The sequence below is a fragment of the Marinoscillum sp. genome (assembly GCF_965229915.1).
GTDB lineage: Bacteria > Bacteroidota > Bacteroidia > Cytophagales > Cyclobacteriaceae > Marinoscillum.
On record NZ_CBDDJZ010000001.1, the window covers coordinates 2,866,763 to 2,884,733 of the forward strand.

The 17,971-nt window shown below is 44.9% G+C and carries 18 protein-coding genes; 4 read left to right on the plus strand and 14 right to left on the minus strand.

The features are described from left to right. Positions 1–3: 3 nt before the first annotated feature. From ACO067_RS12280 to ACO067_RS12345, 14 genes are all read right to left on the minus strand, one after another. Entirely contained in the window at positions 4–1,638 is a 1,635-nt protein-coding gene (locus ACO067_RS12280; RefSeq protein ID WP_421874520.1) for a hypothetical protein, read from the minus strand. Next, positions 1,626–2,612: a FecR family protein gene (locus ACO067_RS12285; protein ID WP_421874522.1), complete on the minus strand. Its 987-nt coding sequence runs from the start codon at positions 2,610–2,612 to the stop codon at positions 1,626–1,628. Before ACO067_RS12285 ends, ACO067_RS12280 begins: the two co-directional genes overlap by 13 nt. 19 nt (positions 2,613–2,631) lie before the next feature. After that, positions 2,632–3,168 carry an RNA polymerase sigma-70 factor gene (locus ACO067_RS12290; protein ID WP_421874524.1) on the minus strand — a complete coding sequence of 179 codons (537 nt, stop codon included), beginning with the start codon at positions 3,166–3,168 and terminating at the stop codon, positions 2,632–2,634. A 12-nt stretch (positions 3,169–3,180) separates the two neighbouring features. Beyond that, positions 3,181–4,131, minus strand: coding sequence for an aldo/keto reductase (locus ACO067_RS12295; protein ID WP_421874526.1), 951 nt, complete (start codon positions 4,129–4,131; stop codon positions 3,181–3,183). A gap of 71 nt (positions 4,132–4,202) precedes the next feature. Next, complete coding sequence (locus tag ACO067_RS12300; protein WP_421874528.1) at positions 4,203–4,646, minus strand: hypothetical protein; 444 nt, start codon at positions 4,644–4,646, stop codon at positions 4,203–4,205. 2 nt (positions 4,647–4,648) lie between these two features. After that, on the minus strand, positions 4,649–5,086 hold the full coding sequence (locus tag ACO067_RS12305) for a DUF6265 family protein (protein WP_421874530.1): 438 nt from the start codon (positions 5,084–5,086) through the stop codon (positions 4,649–4,651). A gap of 65 nt (positions 5,087–5,151) precedes the next feature. Next, positions 5,152–6,060: a dTDP-4-dehydrorhamnose reductase gene (rfbD, locus tag ACO067_RS12310; protein ID WP_421874532.1), complete on the minus strand. Its 909-nt coding sequence runs from the start codon at positions 6,058–6,060 to the stop codon at positions 5,152–5,154. A gap of 9 nt (positions 6,061–6,069) precedes the next feature. Next, positions 6,070–6,909: a peptidylprolyl isomerase gene (locus tag ACO067_RS12315; protein ID WP_421874534.1), complete on the minus strand. Its 840-nt coding sequence runs from the start codon at positions 6,907–6,909 to the stop codon at positions 6,070–6,072. A gap of 53 nt (positions 6,910–6,962) precedes the next feature. Continuing rightward, positions 6,963–7,880: a hydroxymethylbilane synthase gene (gene hemC, locus ACO067_RS12320; RefSeq protein ID WP_421874535.1), complete on the minus strand. Its 918-nt coding sequence runs from the start codon at positions 7,878–7,880 to the stop codon at positions 6,963–6,965. Further along, the gene (gene rimK, locus ACO067_RS12325) at positions 7,880–8,782 is read right to left on the minus strand and encodes a 30S ribosomal protein S6--L-glutamate ligase (protein ID WP_421874537.1); all 903 of its coding nucleotides are present in this window, start codon (positions 8,780–8,782) and stop codon (positions 7,880–7,882) included. Before rimK ends, hemC begins: the two co-directional genes overlap by 1 nt. Before the next feature lie 76 nt (positions 8,783–8,858). Beyond that, complete coding sequence (locus ACO067_RS12330; RefSeq protein ID WP_421874539.1) at positions 8,859–9,290, minus strand: ATP-dependent zinc protease; 432 nt, start codon at positions 9,288–9,290, stop codon at positions 8,859–8,861. 62 nt (positions 9,291–9,352) lie between these two features. Continuing rightward, entirely contained in the window at positions 9,353–10,477 is a 1,125-nt protein-coding gene (locus tag ACO067_RS12335) for an ATP-binding protein (RefSeq protein WP_421874541.1), read from the minus strand. Between the two features lie 2 nt (positions 10,478–10,479). Further along, on the minus strand, positions 10,480–11,676 hold the full coding sequence (locus ACO067_RS12340) for a GlmU family protein (RefSeq protein WP_421874543.1): 1,197 nt from the start codon (positions 11,674–11,676) through the stop codon (positions 10,480–10,482). A gap of 99 nt (positions 11,677–11,775) precedes the next feature. Beyond that, the gene (locus tag ACO067_RS12345) at positions 11,776–12,021 is read right to left on the minus strand and encodes a type B 50S ribosomal protein L31 (protein WP_421874546.1); all 246 of its coding nucleotides are present in this window, start codon (positions 12,019–12,021) and stop codon (positions 11,776–11,778) included. A gap of 89 nt (positions 12,022–12,110) precedes the next feature. On the opposite strand from ACO067_RS12345, the gene ACO067_RS12350 reads away from it, so the two are divergent. The 4 genes from ACO067_RS12350 to ACO067_RS12365 all read left to right on the plus strand — a co-directional run bounded on the left by ACO067_RS12350 (position 12,111) and on the right by ACO067_RS12365 (position 17,817). After that, positions 12,111–13,760: a hypothetical protein gene (locus ACO067_RS12350; protein ID WP_421874548.1), complete on the plus strand. Its 1,650-nt coding sequence runs from the start codon at positions 12,111–12,113 to the stop codon at positions 13,758–13,760. Continuing rightward, positions 13,760–15,571, plus strand: coding sequence for an ABC transporter ATP-binding protein (locus ACO067_RS12355; RefSeq protein WP_421874550.1), 1,812 nt, complete (start codon positions 13,760–13,762; stop codon positions 15,569–15,571). Before ACO067_RS12350 ends, ACO067_RS12355 begins: the two co-directional genes overlap by 1 nt. 71 nt (positions 15,572–15,642) lie before the next feature. Then, on the plus strand, positions 15,643–16,026 hold the full coding sequence (locus ACO067_RS12360; protein ID WP_421874552.1) for a hypothetical protein: 384 nt from the start codon (positions 15,643–15,645) through the stop codon (positions 16,024–16,026). Between the two features lie 252 nt (positions 16,027–16,278). Continuing rightward, a complete protein-coding gene (locus tag ACO067_RS12365; protein WP_421874554.1) occupies positions 16,279–17,817 on the plus strand; it encodes a YifB family Mg chelatase-like AAA ATPase in 1,539 nt (512 codons plus the stop codon). Positions 17,818–17,971 lie beyond the last annotated feature (154 nt).

The window sequence follows — 17,971 nt, forward strand, 5'->3', positions numbered from 1 at the left end:
CCCTTAGAACCTAACCGACATTTCATATCCCAGCCAGGCCTTTGAAATCCGGTTGCCATCGTTCGATTCAGCAAAGGCATTTTTCCCAAACCGATCAGCGAATGCTAAATCATCGGGATTGTCGGGATGAAACCAAAAGTAATGGAGGACAGGGCCGCCCAACAGCTGGAGATGATTGGCCAGACGATAGCCAAACCTAATTTGGAATCGTATCTCGGAGCTGTTCCCTTCGATGTAGCCTTTGTCCAATGACTGGATTTCATGATATGTACTTTCAAAATCAATGGAAGCCTTTTTGCGGATGGAGTGGAAGGATCCAAAACCCATACCATAATCCCACAGTTGGCCTTCATGTGGATTGATACCGGCCTTCAGGATGGTGTAGAAAGGAAATACTCCTGATTTGAATGAAATAGTGTATGGAGTAATGTCAGAGGTGCCCACTTCAAAGTGATGGAGTCCATTTTTAGTCCAGTTGACTACACCAACCATGAACCCACTGCTCACACTGTCAGCCACATTGACCACTCCAAATTGAACACCTTGTAGGACTTTGGCATAGTTGAGTCCACCTGATACTTGCCAGCCTTTGTAGAGACCATTGCTGGTATTCATCATTCCAGCCCATTGGCTGCCTTTACCTCCCCTGGCTGTATTGATAGCTCCAGACATCTGAAGGCCATTCATGTATTCAGAATGGTTGGAAAAACCACCTAGCTGTACACCTTTTACCGGACCAAGTGTAATGTTGGAAAAGCCAGCCATTTGGATGCCATCCGTATAATCTCCATTGATATTTCCAAACCCGGAGAGCTGCACCCCTTCGACATAGGAGCGTTCCATATTTAGGAAACCGCCCAGTTCTACACCTTCCAGTGCATAGCTGTATCCTGCGATCATATTGACTGAAAACTTATTGGTAAACTGGCCGGATAAAAACCCATTAGTACTGAGACCGGGTGTGAGAGCCAGGTGCATCCAGCGTCGCTCAGTGAGGTTGATGTTTTTGGCGTGTTTGTCGAGTTGCTTGCCATTGAAAAAGGCAAATACTTTGTCCTTGACTTTAGTCGTATCTTCTTCCTGAAAAAGTTTTTGTCTCAATGCCACAGTCCACTTTTCATTTTTGTGCACTTGAATCACTGTATCCTGGTAGTTTTCTTTGCTGATAGCAATAAAGGCCAGCTCTTCGGGTAGGGAGACATCCAGCTTGTAGTCTCCGGTGGCATTGGTCAAAACCGGCTTTAGCGTATGCACTTCATAGACGGATACCCCCTCCAGTTTTTTGTTAGTCCCAGCATCTAAAACCTCTCCACTAATAGTCAAAGACGGGCCTCTGTTTTGGCTTGCTGTCTGACTTTTTGGAAGTAAAATCACATAGCTTCCGCGGATTTTGTAGTCATAGTGGTTTGCAAATACGATATCAACTGCTTTTTCCAGTGGAGCTTCCTTCACAGAGGCGGTTAGGGTGTTTGACGCCAATATATCGGGATTATACGCAAACCGATAACCTGAGACACTTGAGAACTCCTCTATGGCCACAGTTACGGGCACATCTTTTAAGCTCAAGGTGATCTGGGCAAGGACCTGATGAATGCACCCGGAAAGAAGCAGAATGAATACGGAGATTAAGGTTCGCATCCCTCACCAGTAAGTAAATAGCTATCGTTCGTTTGCTCCACTGTAAGGTTATTTGAAATACTGATAATCTCCAGGATTTCATCGATGCTCTGCCCTTCAAATGTTGCTTTGAGCTTGCAGTTGAGTATTTTTTGATCTGAGACGTTGATGCTTACCTGGTAGACCTCTTCCAGGTCGCTGATAACAGTTCTCAAGGATGACCCCTCAAAGGAGAGTTTACGTGAGGCCCAAAACTGTTCGGTACCAGAGACTGAGGTACTCGTCCTTACTAATTGCTGACTGGAAGCGCTAGCAGTCACCTGATCTCCAGGTTGTAACACTTCTACGCCATACGTGCTTTTTACCTCTACCGTACCCGTCACCACAGATACGATCACCGCCTCTCCCGTTTCGTTGATATTGAAACTTGTCCCTAGTACAGTGACAGTCACTCCTCCAACCTTTACTTTAAATGGCTGCATCGGGTTAGAAGTTACTTCAAAAAATGCTTCACCCTTAAGTTGTACTACCCGCTCCTCTTCTTTGAAAGTCTCCGGATACGAGATCTCGCTGCCTGCATTGATCGCAATTGTAGATCCATCCTGCAGTGTGACTTGATCTACTTGCTTCGCTTGAAACCTGATGGTCTCGGGCTGATTCTTTTCTTGCAATAGAATAAAGACTAAACTGGCAGCCAGTACGCATAAGGCCGCCACCTTCCAGGCATTCCAAAAAGTAGATTTCGAGGAGATTTCTCGAGCATTTTTAAGCGATTTAACCTTGTTAAATGCAGCAGCGGAATCAACAGCTGGCTCTACAAGCTTGAGTGTTCCTACATCTTGCCACACAGAGCGGAAAGTCTCTAGTTCCGTCTGATTATCCCCAGATTGAGCAGCCCAGTTTTTGATTTGGTCAGACTCTTCCTTTGTGCTTTCACCTGCAAAGTACCTGGCAAATGCCTCATGAGTTGGTCGATATGTCTGGTTTGGCTCCATCTATTACTTGACAACTAATTCAAAATTTACCCCCATAGAGGAACACCCACAAAATCAACGGCAGGTAATCTCCGAGTTCTTCCCGCAGGATTTTTAGCGCTTTACCCATTTGATTTTCCACCGTCTTCAGGGACAGATCAAGTTCTTGGGCAATCTCTTTGTATCGCATGCCTTCAAATCGATTTAACTCAAATATGGCACGGCATTTTTCTGGTATCTTATCCATAGCCTGCTCCAGTCTGCTCAGCAGTTCGTCGTACTCCCGGTAGTCAGATGCTGTAGATAATCCTTCATTTGTTTTGGCATAGGCCATCTCAATTTTTTGATGTTTCAGAAAATTCAGACAAGCGTTTCGGGTGGCAGTGTATAGGTAGGATTTTGCGGATGTTTTGATCTCGATGCTTTCTGCTTTTACCCACACATTGGTAAACACTTCTTGCACGAGTTCTTCGGCCTGGTCTTTGTCAGATATATAATTCATGGCGAATCCCACCATTGCCGGATAGTGAAGGTTAAAAAATGCTTCAAACTCTCTTTCTGAAGAAGGAATGGTCACGAGTTGACTAGGTTAGTACTCCCAAATATCTGTGAGTTTATACGGCGAACCATGGCTGGTATGTTCCTCTCCTTTGAAGTATCGAAATTTTGATAATACAATGAGGCTTCTGAGGTCTTCACGGTCCAGTTTCAAATCTTGTGCTTCGAAGTTTTCTTTCAGTCGATCGGGGTTGGAAGAGCGAGGTATAACCGCCATTTTTCTAGTGAGACCATATGCCAGCAATGCCTGTGCTGGTGTCATGCCGTGTTTATTGGCGATTTCAGTTATCGCTGGCTCAGACAGAAGGTCCGGATCATTTGATTTGCGATAGCTCTCAGGTCTACCAGGGGACCCCAGCGGAGCATAGGCGGTCATTTTGATTTTATTGCTTTTACAATAGTCATAGAGTGTTTGCTGCGGCAAGTAGGGGTGCCACTCACATTGGTTGACTTCCGGAGGGTCCATGCATTCCTCCAGTATGAGCTTGAGTTTGGCAATGTTGAAGTTGCTCACACCAATATGTTTGGCGGTACCTTCTGCCATGCAGTCCTCCATTCCGGTCCAGGTGTCTTCTAGTGGAGCTTCTTCTTCGGCCAAGTGGTCTTCCTCGTTTTGTGCCCACTCTACCCCACGCTCTACCGCCACTGGCCAATGGATGAGAAATAAGTCAAAATAATCCAGCCCCATGTTTTCCAGGGATTTTTCACAGGCGGGTTCTACATCGTTGTACCGATGGTCGGAGTTCCATAGTTTAGAGGTGACCCAAAGTTCTTCACGAGTTACTTCTCCATCGTCTATGGCGTCATTGAGCGCCTGACCGACTTCAGCTTCATTTTTATAGATGGGCGAGCAGTCAAAATGGCGGTATCCAATTTCCAGTGCCTTCCTCACCACGTCGTAGGTTTGGTCTGCGGGGATACCTGCAGTGCCCAACCCTATCATGGGCATTTCGTCTCCGTTACTGAATTTGATGTACTTCAAGGTTCTTGTCGTTGGCTTTAACCAAATTTAATCAGATGATCATACTATTATCATTAGATAGTGCTAATAATTCAAATTTTCACTTGGGAAACGTTCTGCCTCATGATATCCAATAATTCATGTAGCTCAGATTGTTTAACGTGCTTCAAGCCTATGGTTTCTTGATGATTATCATTTAGGACGATTCTTAATACCCAATATTTTCTGATACCAATATAAATAAGAGAGGCACCGAAAAGTGTGGCAATCAGATACAAAATGAGGAGGATTAGAGCAGGTTTGGGATTATCTGTTCCTAATCTTGGCCAGACAAAATCTCTAATTGAAATGTAGTGATTAGTGTATATTAAAGCGATCACACCTAAAATGACCGAAATTATTGGGTTTTTACTGTAGGACTCTTTTTTGAATTGAGTATACTGGATTTGTTCAAAGGGAATTTGAACGGAATTGCCCGATTCACTTAAAAAATGGATTTCAGAGCTTGTTAATTTGATAGACTCAGATACAAACACATTTAATACCGTTTCAATTTAAACACCTCTGTGGTCACTGCTTCACCATGTTTCATTTTCAGATGTATTTCCAATTCATTTTCTGATATTAGCTCATAGGTGAGTCCTTTGAGGGTTATTTTATTTTCAGTTGCCTCGATCATCTCAAAATCAACATAGTCCGATTTTTCTTCCCACGCGGTAAAGTCGGGGTTGAAGTGGCGTAGCTTCATTCCGGTTTCATTCAAGATCCAAAACTCATAAAACTGCACAACGCCTGCCGTATCCGAATAGCGAAACATGCCCATTAGGTCTCCATTTGCATCTGGCTCGGACCAGACCTCTTCAAACGAACCACCAAACCCAGGCCCAACCCACCGGCCTGTGATCCAACTAAAATCTGATTGAGAGTAAGTGGCAATAGAATGCGCCAATAGTGCGAGTGTAAAAATGTTTTTCATGGAAGTATGTCTTTAGTACAGCTACATGACGAATGGCTACCGTACAAGTGGACACTGAAGTTAATTTATTTCGCTTGAATTTCGGAGAGCTGCTGTGCTACTAATTTGAGCCCATCGGCAAATGATGTGGGGCGGAAGCCAAGTGACTTTTTTGCCTTGTCGATGTTGAACCCTGTTTTCGGTGGTCGTTTACCAGCTTGAGTAAACGTGCTGCCGTCTACTTCCTGGATGAGCGAGCCGTCCAGGCTATACTCCCGTGCTACTTCCAGTGCCATTTCATAAGGACTCCTCATTCCTTCTCCTGAGATATGATAAATCCCTTCATGCTGGCCTTTCACAACCTCATAGCACCCACGGGCCAGGTCCTCTGCCAGTGTGGGTGTTCTCCACTGATCGTTTACTACTTTGATCTCTTTCCCCTCTTCCAGCGAATTTTTCACCCAAAGCACCAGGTTGGAGCGGCTGGGATCATGAGACGTGCCATAAACGAGTACCGTGCGGACAATGGCGTGTTTTACGTCACTTTCCAACACGAGCTTCTCTGCGGCAAGTTTTGATTTGCCGTAGTGACTGATTGGATTGGGGCTGTCTGTTTCAGAGTATGGGCCATTTAGTCCATCAAACACAAAGTCAGTGGAAACATACAAGAAGTATGAGCCCAGATCTTTGGCTATCTCCAACAGGTTTTGGGTAGCATCCACATTGATTTTCCAGCAAAGGTCCTGGTATTCTTCACATTCGTCCACCTGAGTCATAGCGGCACAGTGAATGATCGCATCAGGTGGTGATAACTCCAAAAAAGCTCGGATACCCTCGAGATTGTGCAGATCTGCTGATAAATAAGCATAGCCACCATCAGGGTTTCTATTGACTCCCCGTCCAGTGGCTATCAGTTCAATATCTCTTTCCTGAGAAAGCAGTGCAACCAGTTTTTGGCCAAGAAGTCCATTTGCACCGGTTACCAATATTTTCATCAATGTCTGTTATTCTGATTCTGGATACTCGTACCCGTATTTTTTGGTAATCTCTTTCTTCGGAACCATTTCCAGCTCCATGGTCATGTAGGATGGTTCAACAGGTCGTTCTCGGTTCGTTTTCAGGTCAGCAATCTTATCGATGATGTCCATGCCCTCTACCACTCGACCAAACACCGTATATTCTCCATCCAGATGTGGTGCTCCAGCGATTTTTGTATACGTTTCCACTAATCTTGGATCCACTTCTTTGTCCAGGTTTACTCCAAGAGAAGACTCCACATAGTCCTTGCAGTCAAGCGCCAGATCATTCATGGCCTGGTAATCACCTTTCTGCTGCAGATCCATAAACAGTTGCTTTAGACTATCATATTCTGGATTTTGAAGCATGCTGCTGATTGACTGGTTAAGCTTCATCTGGTCAGTGGTCAACTCCGCCTCACTAAAAGTACGGCCATCCACGATGTAAAACTGTGAGCTTGAGGACATCTTTTGCGGATTCACCTGATCACCCTGTCTGGCTGCAGCCAATGCACCTTTAGTATGTTGGAATCCATCTACAATCTCAGCCGGGATACGCGCAGCTTCTGGCTCACGCGTGTCATCTTTGGCATAGATATCTCCACCCTGGATCATGAAGTCTTTGATGACACGGTGCCATTGAGTACTGTCGTACTTGCCTTCTTTGACTAGGTTGATAAAGTTCTTTTTATGTAAGGGGGTTTCGTCGTAAAGGATGGCTTTCATATCGCCAAACTCTGTATGGATCACCACGAGATAATCTTTATTTTTATCACAGGCTGTTAAGAACACTGTGAAAATAAGGGCTACTATAAATATTTTCTTCATTTGTTCACTTGATTTCGCCTCAAATATACAAGATCATGGTAGTTTAAAAGACCCTAATCGAGGTGTTTTCTGATCTCCGCCAGGACTTTGTCGCCACCAGCGTTTAGAACCGCTGCGGCTAGTTTTTGACCTAAGGTTTCTGGTTCTGAATGGGTGAGTCGTTTGACAATTCGTGTTTTTCCATCCAGACTCACAATGCCACCTTCTATGCAGATTTCCTTGCCCTGATTGATGGCCAGTGCAAAAACGGGAATGCTGCAACCTCCTTCTAGTTCTGCCAGATAAGCACGCTCAGCCAGTAGTCTGCGTTCGGTTTCTGGATCATTGATCACAGCCCGAATGGCGTTTCTTTTCGCAGCAGGAATGTTCGCATGACTCTCGATGGCGACACTACCTTGCCCAACAGCGGGAATGAATTCATTGGTGCTTAGCTCGTGTTGGATCATGTCGTCATAACCCATTCGATGCACTCCGGCATAGGCAAGTACCAGGCCCTTGCACAGACCATCGCGCATTTTTGCAATTCGCGTTTGTAGGTTGCCTCGCACAGCTACCGTTTGGATGTGTGGATAGAAATGTTTGAACAAAGCAACACGCCTGGTGGAAGAAGTTCCTAAAACCAAGTCTTTATCGTTTAAATCGATCGGATGGTCCGAGACGATCACATCGTTGATTTTTTCTCGCTCGGTAAAGGCAATTAGTTCAAAACCTGCAGGCAGACGGGACTGCATGTCCTTAGCACTATGTACAGCGATATCCACTTCTCCAGATGCTAACTGGTCTTCCAGTTCTTCCGTGAACACCCCCTTGCTACCAATTTTGGCAATGGAGACATCCAGGACTTTGTCTCCTTTTGTTTCTTTTAGTACAAGCTCCGTTTCATATCCGGCGGCTTGTAGTTTTTCTGCCACATACTCTGCCTGCCACAGTGCTAGCTTGCTTTGTCGTGTACCAATTCTGATTTTTTCCACTACGCGTTTCTCTTTCTGCCTCGTTTGTTTTGGTAATTCTGCTCCACGTACTCAATTATTTTCCCTGCTATGTCTTTTTCAGTGGCTTTTTCAATTCCTTCCAGTCCAGGTGAGCTGTTCACTTCCAGAATCAATGGACCTCTGTCTGACTGGAGCATGTCTACTCCGGCAATGCTCAGTCCCATGGCATCTGCAGCCTTAACAGCCGCGGCTTTTTCTGAGCGCTTCAGTTTGATGAGTTCTGCAGTACCACCCCGGTGTAGGTTGGATCGAAACTCGCCTTCTTTGCCTGTTCGCTTCATGGCGCCTACCACTTCTCCATTGACCACAAAGGCTCGAATATCGGAGGCTTTGGCCTCTTTGATAAATTCCTGTACGATAATCCGGGCTTTCAATCCATGAAACGCCTCTATTACCGACTTGGCCGCTTTGATGGTTTCAGCTAGTACCACACCAAGACCTTGTGTTCCTTCGAGGAGCTTAATAATGAGAGGAGCTCCGCCCATATTTTGGACAATCTGCTTTTCTTCCTTAGAGTAGTTGGTAAAGGCTGTTTTGGGAAGTCCAAGTCCTGCTGCTGCCAGCATTTGCATGCTTCTTAGTTTATCTCTGGAGCGGGTGATGGCTATGGATCGATTGGCGCTGAATACGTCCATCATTTCAAACTGACGCAAAACAGCGGTACCATAAAAAGTCACAGAAGCACCTATTCGCGGAATGACCGCATCAAAACCATCTAGTTTTTCTCCCTTATAATACATGGAGAGGGCGTTTTGCTCAATCATGATGTCACACTGAAGGTGATCGATCACCTGAACGTCATGCCCACGTTCTACGGCAGCCTCTACCAGGCGCTTGGTGGAGTATAGATTAGACTGACGAGACAGTACGGCTAGTTTCATTCGAATTGTTTGTTGATTTGGGTTTGTTCAATTTAAGGTAAAATACTCGATGCGTTGCCCTTATCGGGTCAACGATCTATGAAGTTTTCTTTTCGTCATAAGACAGGTTCTTTTGGGAGACATCCACTAAAAACTTTTCTTTGAGAAGCTTTCTACCTAAGAGGATTGGGTTTTTCATGCGTGAGCGATCTGTCAGTGAGAACTCCGCCTGATACGACTTACCGAACAGTACAATGGACGTTTTAATGATATAGCGTTTTTGAGTCTCTCCATTGGAACTACGTATCGATTTTTGAAAGAAATCTTTAGTCTGAAAGTTTTTGACCACTGCTTTGCCCTGCACTTCGGTGGGTAACTGAAAACTCAACACGTTTTCGTTTACTTTGATTCTTTTGCAATGGATAGAAGAAGTATAGGCTCCAGTATCCACTTTGGCTTTAGCATCCATGATTCCTAGATCAGGCAGGTCTACTTTGTCTGCACGTCCTATGATTTTTTTATTCTTCATCAGTTCAGTTTTGCTTAAACCAGGATATCCAGTTAGGGTGTTGCCAGGCTAAATTGTTCCAATCATGACCTTAGAAATTTACTACATTGTAGTGAAAGGTTCATGAAGGTGATTCTTGGGCTCGCATTTCGCGTCAGATGGCCCATTGCTGCGCTGATGTTGGTATAGATTTTTTCCAAAGCAGCTAAACTGGCAAATCCTCCGAATTTCTTAATAAACTCGCCTTCTGCTCCTTCACGGTTGACAAGCTGGTCATTGTCTGCTTTACTGAGAATGGCGTCTCTTATGAGCGTTAGCGCAAACTCCAGTTGGTTTCGCTGCTGAGGTTTGGAGCTTCGTACAAAATCGTCAGTGAAATGTAGCATACCAGAATAATCAGCTTTCAGGCAGATTTGCATCCAGTTCCTGAAAGATTCGTAAGCCATGTTGTCAGCATGATCCAGCTCATAGAATGCTTTGCCCAGACTACCATTGGCTAGTCTGGATACCTTTTCAGCGTTGGTTTGATCTATTCCTTTCTTTTCAATCAAATAGTTTTTGATTATCTCATCCTTGAATGGAGTAACATTAAAAATCTGTGTTCGGGACTTGATCGTTGCCAGGAGGTTATCATAAGCATAGCTCACCAGCAGATAAATAGTTTGAGTCGGTGGCTCTTCCAGTACTTTAAGAATTCCATTCGCAGCGGCAGGGTGCATGAACTCTGGGTACCAAATGATTAGTATTTTGAAATCCCCTTCAAAGGATTTCATACTCACCGTGCGAATGATATTTCGGCTATCTTCTCGTGAGATCAGCACATTTTTGTTTTCGTATCCGTTGTAGCTGATCCAGTCATCAATGTCGCTATAGGGCTTCTCTACCGCAAAAGTTCTCCACTTCTTGAGCGTTTCTGCCTGCAGCTTCTCATAGTCTGAGCTTTTAGAGGCTGATGGCTTTGGGTAAATGTAGTGGACATCCGGGTGAATCAACTTGGCCATTTTCTGACAGTTGGCGCACTGTCCGCAAGAGTCCTGATCCCCTTTGTTCTGGCATAGCAGGTAGGTAGCAAAAGCCATAGCAATGGGCAGTCCACCTCCTCCCATAGCGCTATTGAAAAGCTGGGCATGCGCTATGTGATTGTTCTTGTAGGAGGCTACAAGAGACTGTTTTAGCTCATCAAGTCCGGGGATCTCAGCAAATTGCATACTTAATCTGTTTTCTCCCAAACTCGGTATTGGGCAGAGTCTTCAAAGATATGGTTTAGGATGTCTTTATCTTGTTGGGAGAGGTCTAAATTTCGTCTTTTCATGACGATATCAGCGGTGATGAATGCTTTGCGTGGGTTGTGTGTGACGAACCCAGATGCACCTCCCCAGGCAAAAGACGGTATGATGGTGCGAGGAAAACCTTCCCCAAAAATGTTGGAAGCCACGCCGACGGTGGTGCCGGTGTTGAACTGTGTGCCGATGGCACATTTACTATGATCACCCATGATCAAGCCACAAAACTGAAGCCCCGTATGAGTAAAACTACCTGATGCAAAGTCCCACATGCGCACGGGATCATAGTTGTTTTTCAGGTTAGAGTTATTGGTGCCAGCACCGAAGTTGCACCATTCACCGATTACTGAGTTGCCAAGGAAACCGTCATGACCCTTGTTGCTGTATCCCCAGAATACGGAGTTGGAGATTTCTCCCCCCAGCTTGCAATAAGGACCCGCTGAGGTATCACCTCTGAGCTTGGCTCCCATCCCTATTACGGAGTGGTCACCCATAGCAAAAGGCCCACGAATCAACGCGCCCTCCTGTATTTCGCAACCCTTTCCGATATATATAGGTCCGTTTTCAGCATTAAGAACTGCTGCTTTGATGGTGACTCCTGCTTCTATAAAAATATTGTCAGCACCATAGACGATGGTATGTGGGTCAGTGATGGCCTCCGATTTTTTTCCTGAAGTCAACAACGTGAAGTCTGCTCGAATTTCCTGGCCGTTCAGCCTAAAGATGTCCCACGTGTGGGTAATTTGGTCATATTTTTCTCCAAATGATTTAGTTGAATACGCTGAAGCATCTTGTATCGGATTGGTGGCACCACGCGCCGCTATCCACTGATGATCAGAAGTCAGGACCTCATTTGGTTTCAGCTGTTTGATAGCATCGATAAGTTCTTGCGAAGGAATTATGCCATTGATAATCCAGATGGTATTTTCATTAGGAGAACCAGAAGGGAATTTTGACTGTAAGTACTGTTGCGTTTCATAGCTAAACTCGTCTATTCCAAGATATTTGGACCACTTTTCATCCAGGGTTAATATCCCTACTCGCAGATTAGCTATCGGTCGGGTGTAAGTAAGTGGAAGAAGTTTTTGATGCGCTTCAGGCGCTTCTGCAAACAGGATGTTCATGAAGTAAAATTAATGGCTTTCAAGAGATACAGTACCCACAAACAAAAAAAGTCTTCGAGCATCGCTCGAAGACTTATAAACTCATGTATTTGAAAAGAATTATTTCTTTTTGTATTTCTTATTGAATTTCTCCACTCTACCAGCAGTATCCAAGAAGATTTTCTTACCAGTGTAGAATGGGTGTGAAGCAGAGCTCACTTCTATCTTGATCACAGGATACTCATTACCATCTTCCCACTTGATCGTCTCGTCGCTAGTCATCGTAGATTTGGTGAGGAATTTGAAGTCACTCGTCGTATCTAGAAAGACTACTTCTTTGTATTCTGGATGTATGTCCTTTCTCATAATTTCTTAGATGCTTTTCTTAAAAAGGATTGCAAAGATAGAGTAAAATCTGTGATAATCAAAAGCCTCTTTTTTAATATTTTTACTCCGTGAGAATTACATTAACATTAGTCCTTGTTCTGACTCTCAGTGAGTTATCTGCACAATCTACTGATATTCCATTAAACAGCTGGGCCTATCCGGTCCTTGATGAGTGGGATGTCAAGAGTGAATCTGGAGTTTTTACGGAAATTAAGCCTATAAGCAGAAGATATTTTGCTGAAAAATTGAAAGAAACATCTTGGGTTGAGACCAAGGCTGATCTTTTTGATAAACAGTACGTTTTACAGGAGACACATGAGTTTCAGGATTCCGTAGCGGCTTTGCCCAATCCTCTGTTCAATACCTTTTTTAAGTATCCAGCTGATTTCTATAGTTATTCAGATAAGGATTTCGATTTACATGTCAATCCAGTGGTGGTTCTTGGTGCGGCTAAAGATCAACAGGGGAGATTGGATGAGTTGCTTTTTGAGAACTACCGAGGGCTAGAGCTCCGAGGCACCATAGATGATAAGGTGAGTTTCTATACCATGCTCACTGAAAACCAGGCGCGGTATGCAGACTATGTTCAGGATGTCACTGACACGACCATTGCGGTTCCTTATGAAGGTTTTTGGAAGCAGTATGAAACCACTGGAGTGGATTTTTTGCGTGCACAGGCGTACATTGACATCAATGCTACGAAGCACATTTCTGCCCAATTTGGGTATGGCAAACACTTCATTGGAGATGGTAGGCGATCTTTAATACTCTCTGATGTGGGAAATAATTATCCGTACTTACGCCTCAATACCCGCATCTGGAAAATCCAGTACACCAATATTTTTGCTCAATTAGTAGGTGAAACTCAGGGAGGTGATTTCGGGCTGTTGGGCACGGGTTCTTTCACCAAAAAATATCTAGCCAATCACCATCTTAGTGTGAAGGTACTTCCTAATCTGACAGTGGGTTTGTTTGAATCAGTGATCTATGGAGATTCTACTCAAAACCTCAAGGTCGAATACCTAAACCCGATCATTTTCTACAGGTCACTGGAGCAGCAAGATGGTAGTTCTGATAATGTCCTTTTAGGCCTTGATTTCAAATGGAACTTGTTTCACACCATGTCCCTCTATGGACAGCTGGTCATCGATGAGCTGATCGTGAGTGAGGCTTTTGGTGATTCAGGCTGGTGGGGCAACAAACAAGCATTTCAGCTTGGGGCAAAGTATTTTGATGTTTTGGGTATCCAGGACCTCAATGCGCAGGTTGAACTGAACAGGGTAAGACCATATGTTTACACTCATGAAAACAATTTCACATCTTACAGTCATTACAACATGGCGCTGGCGCATCCTCTTGGCGCTAATTTTCAGGAGGTATTGCTTTCTCTAAATTACCGCCCATTCACCAAGTGGCGGGTGAGTGCCGATGTATTGCTAGCTAGCTATGGTGACGATCTGGGCTCAGCTAGCTACGGACGAGATATCATGAAATCCTACAATAGACGTCCCTCTGACTATGGTGTCGATTTATTACAGGGAAATAAAACGGACTTGACCATGATACAAGGGAAAGTCTCCTACCAATTTTGGCACAATGCCATGATAGACTTGGATGCGATTTATCGCACAGAAACCTCTGAGACAACTTCAAAAGAAAATGTAATACTCGGAGCGACTCTTCGATGGAACTTTCCAGCTAGAAGCTATCTCTTTTGATGCGACTATTATGGCGCATATTGCAATATGCCAGACCAGTCGGCGGTATCCTGCCGCTTTATTTGCTGCTGGTTTTGGGAGCGACGGTGTTTAGCGTCATCAACCTCTCAGCACTGATACCACTGATGCAGGTTCTGTTTGACCAGATAGAACCTGGTGTTGTTTCTGCCTCTAGTTCCAGTTGGAGTGTGGACTATCTTAAATCCCTCTTTTATCAGCAAATGGTACGGCTCATAGAGGATGGAGGGCGGTTGCAAGCACTTTACTTCATCTGTGGGGTTGTTGGTGTGTCGGTTGTTTTGGCCAATTTATTTCGCTACAGTTCGCAGCTAATCCTGGCAAAAGTGCGTGTACGAGTAATTCGTAACCTTCGGTCTAGTGCATTTAATCAGGTATTGCGATTTGATCTGGGGTATTTCCACCAGCAACACAAGGGTGATTTTATCTCGAGACTCACGGTGGATGTTCAGGATGTAGAACAATCAGTGGTGAGTGCCATGAAGGCATTGATCAAGGAACCCTTCCTGCTGTTTGGGTACCTGTTGGCCCTGTTTAGCATCTCTCCTGAACTTACGGTTTACACCCTTATTCTGATCCCCATGGCCGGTTTTGGGGTTTCATTGGTAGCTCGCCGCATTCGTAAGTGGTCTCGCATGTCTCAGGAATCCGTGGGTCAGCTAGGCGGGGTGTTGGATGAAACCTTTAGTGGGATGCGAATCATCAAAGCCTTGAATGCGCAAGAGTGGGTGAGCCATCGCTTCGGTAAAAGTCTTGACTCCTACGCCAGAGAGACCTATCAAATTGCCACTAAATCCAACCTTTCTTCTCCAATCAGTGAGATCACAGGAGTTTTGGTGTTGGTGGTGACGCTGATTCTAGGTGGGCGCATGGTGTTGGTGGAGCAGACCATGAATGCTTCTACATTTATTGGTTTTTTGGTGATCTTCTCGCAGTTACTCAATCCGGCCAAGGCCATATCCGTTGCCAGCTCACAAATCAATAAAGGATTGGCTTCTGCAAAGCGCATATTTGAAGTCTTGGATCAGCCGGTAGAGTCTGATGCCAGCGAAACCAAACAGCCTGTTTTTGATCATCAGGTTCAGTTTGATAACGTGAGCTTTTCCTATAGAGAAAAGAAAGTGCTGGACCAACTCAGTTTTCATTTACAAAAAGGAGAAATACTGGGCCTGGTAGGTCCTTCTGGAGCAGGTAAATCGACTATTGCCGATTTGCTCTGTGCCTTTTATCGACCTACTAGTGGTAGTATTTTGGTTGACGGTTCTGACCTGACGGATATTGATATACATCTATGGAGGGGTAAAACATCGTTTGTAAGTCAGGAGTCTGTTTTGTTTGATGAATCGATTCGTGAAAACATCCTGTTTGGAATGAATCAGGTATCTGACGATGAGCTGCAAAAGGCCGTAATTGCGGCTAGAGTGGATGAGTTTGCCGCGAAGCTGGAGCATGGTTTAGACACTCGAGTTGGCACCAACGGCAGTCGGCTATCTGGTGGTCAGAAACAGCGGATTGCCATTGCAAGGGCCATTCTGCGCAATCCGGAGTTGCTGATCCTGGATGAGGCAACCTCATCACTGGATGCAGAATCTGAGCATCACGTGCAGGAGGCGATGATGAATGTAATGAACGGCCGGACCACACTGTTGATAGCGCACAAGATGAGTACGATCCAACATGCCGACCGAATATTAGTTCTTAATAATGGAGGATTAGTAGAGTTAGGTACACATGCCGAGTTGGTGCAAGCTGACGGCTTATATAGCAAGATGACCCGATTGCAGTCTTTTTGACCGGTTCATCCAATAAGATTGGCTCGCTCAGGGAGTTTTGCCTAACTTTTCGCCAAGATTCAAAATAAAAGATGAGAAAGTTCAAGCTATTTTTTTACCCGATCTACCTAATCGCAGCTTTTTTGGTGCTCTACTATAGCGTGGATATCCTTACCAACATGGAGAGCTATAAAGAACGAATCGATATGACATTCGCCCTACGAAAGCTTCCAGTGTACCTCATGACGGCTTTTATTTTACTTAGTTTGCTCATGCTCATCGAACTGGTGGTGGAAAACTTTCAACTGATCTCACTCAAGCGAAGAGTTAAACGAGCAGAGGAGGAAGTGCTGAAGTACAAAGCCAAACTCTATGACAAGTCTCAAGGCGAAGAAGATGATGATGAGGGGGAGGAAGAACAAAAACCCAGACTTCCAGAGTTTGACCTGGGTGATGACGATGACGATGATGACTAAAATCGCTTGATTCTATCCCACCGACCAGAATAGTTCACCAACTAACGAAAACTATCCCCGACAACTACTTTTGCTGGACACTTTTGAAGAAAAAATCAAAAGTTATGGCTCTTTTCATCACCTTGTTTCTAATAAGTAATGCACTGTTTGGTGTCCTTACTCTTGCCCGGCTGATACACTCTTCAAAGCACCAATCTTAATTTATCCGACACTTTTTGCACAGTTATTTGAGAAAATGGTAATTTCGACACCATGCTCGCAAAGACTTTTGGAAGTGCCGTATATGGTGTCAACGCCTACACCATCACCATAGAAGTAAATGTTGGCCAGGGGACTCGCTTTCACATGGTGGGATTGCCAGACTCTGCCGTCAAGGAAAGCGAACAGCGTGTGGAGTCTGCCCTAAAGTACCATGAGTACCGAATGCCCCGACAGAAGACGGTCGTTAACCTGGCACCAGCAGACATCAAAAAGGAGGGCTCAGCCTACGATTTACCCATTGCTTTGGGGATTCTTCAGGCTTCCGAACAAGCCTCTTTTTCTGATTTGGAACAGTACATCATCATGGGAGAGTTGTCACTTGATGGAATCTTAAGACCCATTAAGGGTGCATTACCCATTGCCATTGAGGCAAGAAAGCAAGGATATAAAGGCTTTATACTACCCAAAGAAAATGCGATCGAAGCAGCAATCGTGGATAATGTAGACGTAATTGGCGTAGAAACGATCAAAGAAGCTATTGAGCACCTGGATGGCACCAAGCCCCTCGAGCCGGTTGCCTATGATACCCGAGATAATTTCTTTTACGATATTGATCAGTTTGAGGCAGACTTTGCGGATGTGCAGGGTCAGGAAAACATTAAACGTGCGATGGAAATTGCCGCAGCAGGAGGTCACAATGTCATCATGATCGGACCTCCGGGAGCAGGGAAAACCATGCTGGCCAAACGACTATCGTCTATACTACCGCCACTCTCTTTGCACGAAGCGTTGGAAACTACCAAGATCCACTCGGTGGCAGGCAAGCTTGGACAAAACGGGAAATTGATTGCGCAAAGGCCATTTCGTAATCCGCACCACACCATTTCGGATGTGGCTCTGGTAGGAGGAGGAGGTATTCCTCAGCCAGGAGAGATCTCACTGGCCAATAATGGAGTTCTTTTTTTGGATGAATTGCCGGAGTTTAAACGGACGGTACTGGAAGTGATGCGCCAGCCACTGGAAGAGCGCCGAGTCACCATCTCCCGCGCCAAAGTGAGCATTGACTATCCTGCCAACTTCATGCTGGTGGCGAGCATGAATCCATGCCCATGTGGCTACTATAATCATCCGGAGAAGGAGTGTGTTTGCGGACCGGGAGTCGTACAGCGCTACCTGAATAAGGTGAGTGGACCATTACTCGACCGGATCGATTTGCATGTGGAAGTGACTCCAGTCTCTTTTGATGAAATGACCTCTGACCGCAAATCTGAGTCCAGTCTGGAAATCAGGGACCGGGTGATTAAAGCCCGGGAAATTCAAAAAGAACGATTTAAAGAAACCCCTGAGATCTTCAACAATGCCATGATGGGCTCCAATACCACCAAAGAAATGTGCAAGATCAATGAGGCAGGCAAAACGCTTTTGAAAACGGCGATGGAGCGACTGGGATTATCGGCGCGGGCTTACGATCGCATTTTAAAAGTCTCCAGAACCATTGCTGATCTGGCGGCAAGTGAGGACATCAAAATCGAGCATCTGGCAGAGGCGATTCAGTATAGAAGTTTGGACCGAGAAGGTTGGGCGGGCTAGACTTGTGTCATTTTTTTCCAAATATTCTTTTTAGAAAACCAGTCTTTTTATCAACAGTCATTGCGTTTAGACATTGGCTTAATGATAACTTGCAACAACCAATGAAAATTCAAAGTCAACGTCATTGGACATTCTTGTGGAATAACAGATAGTA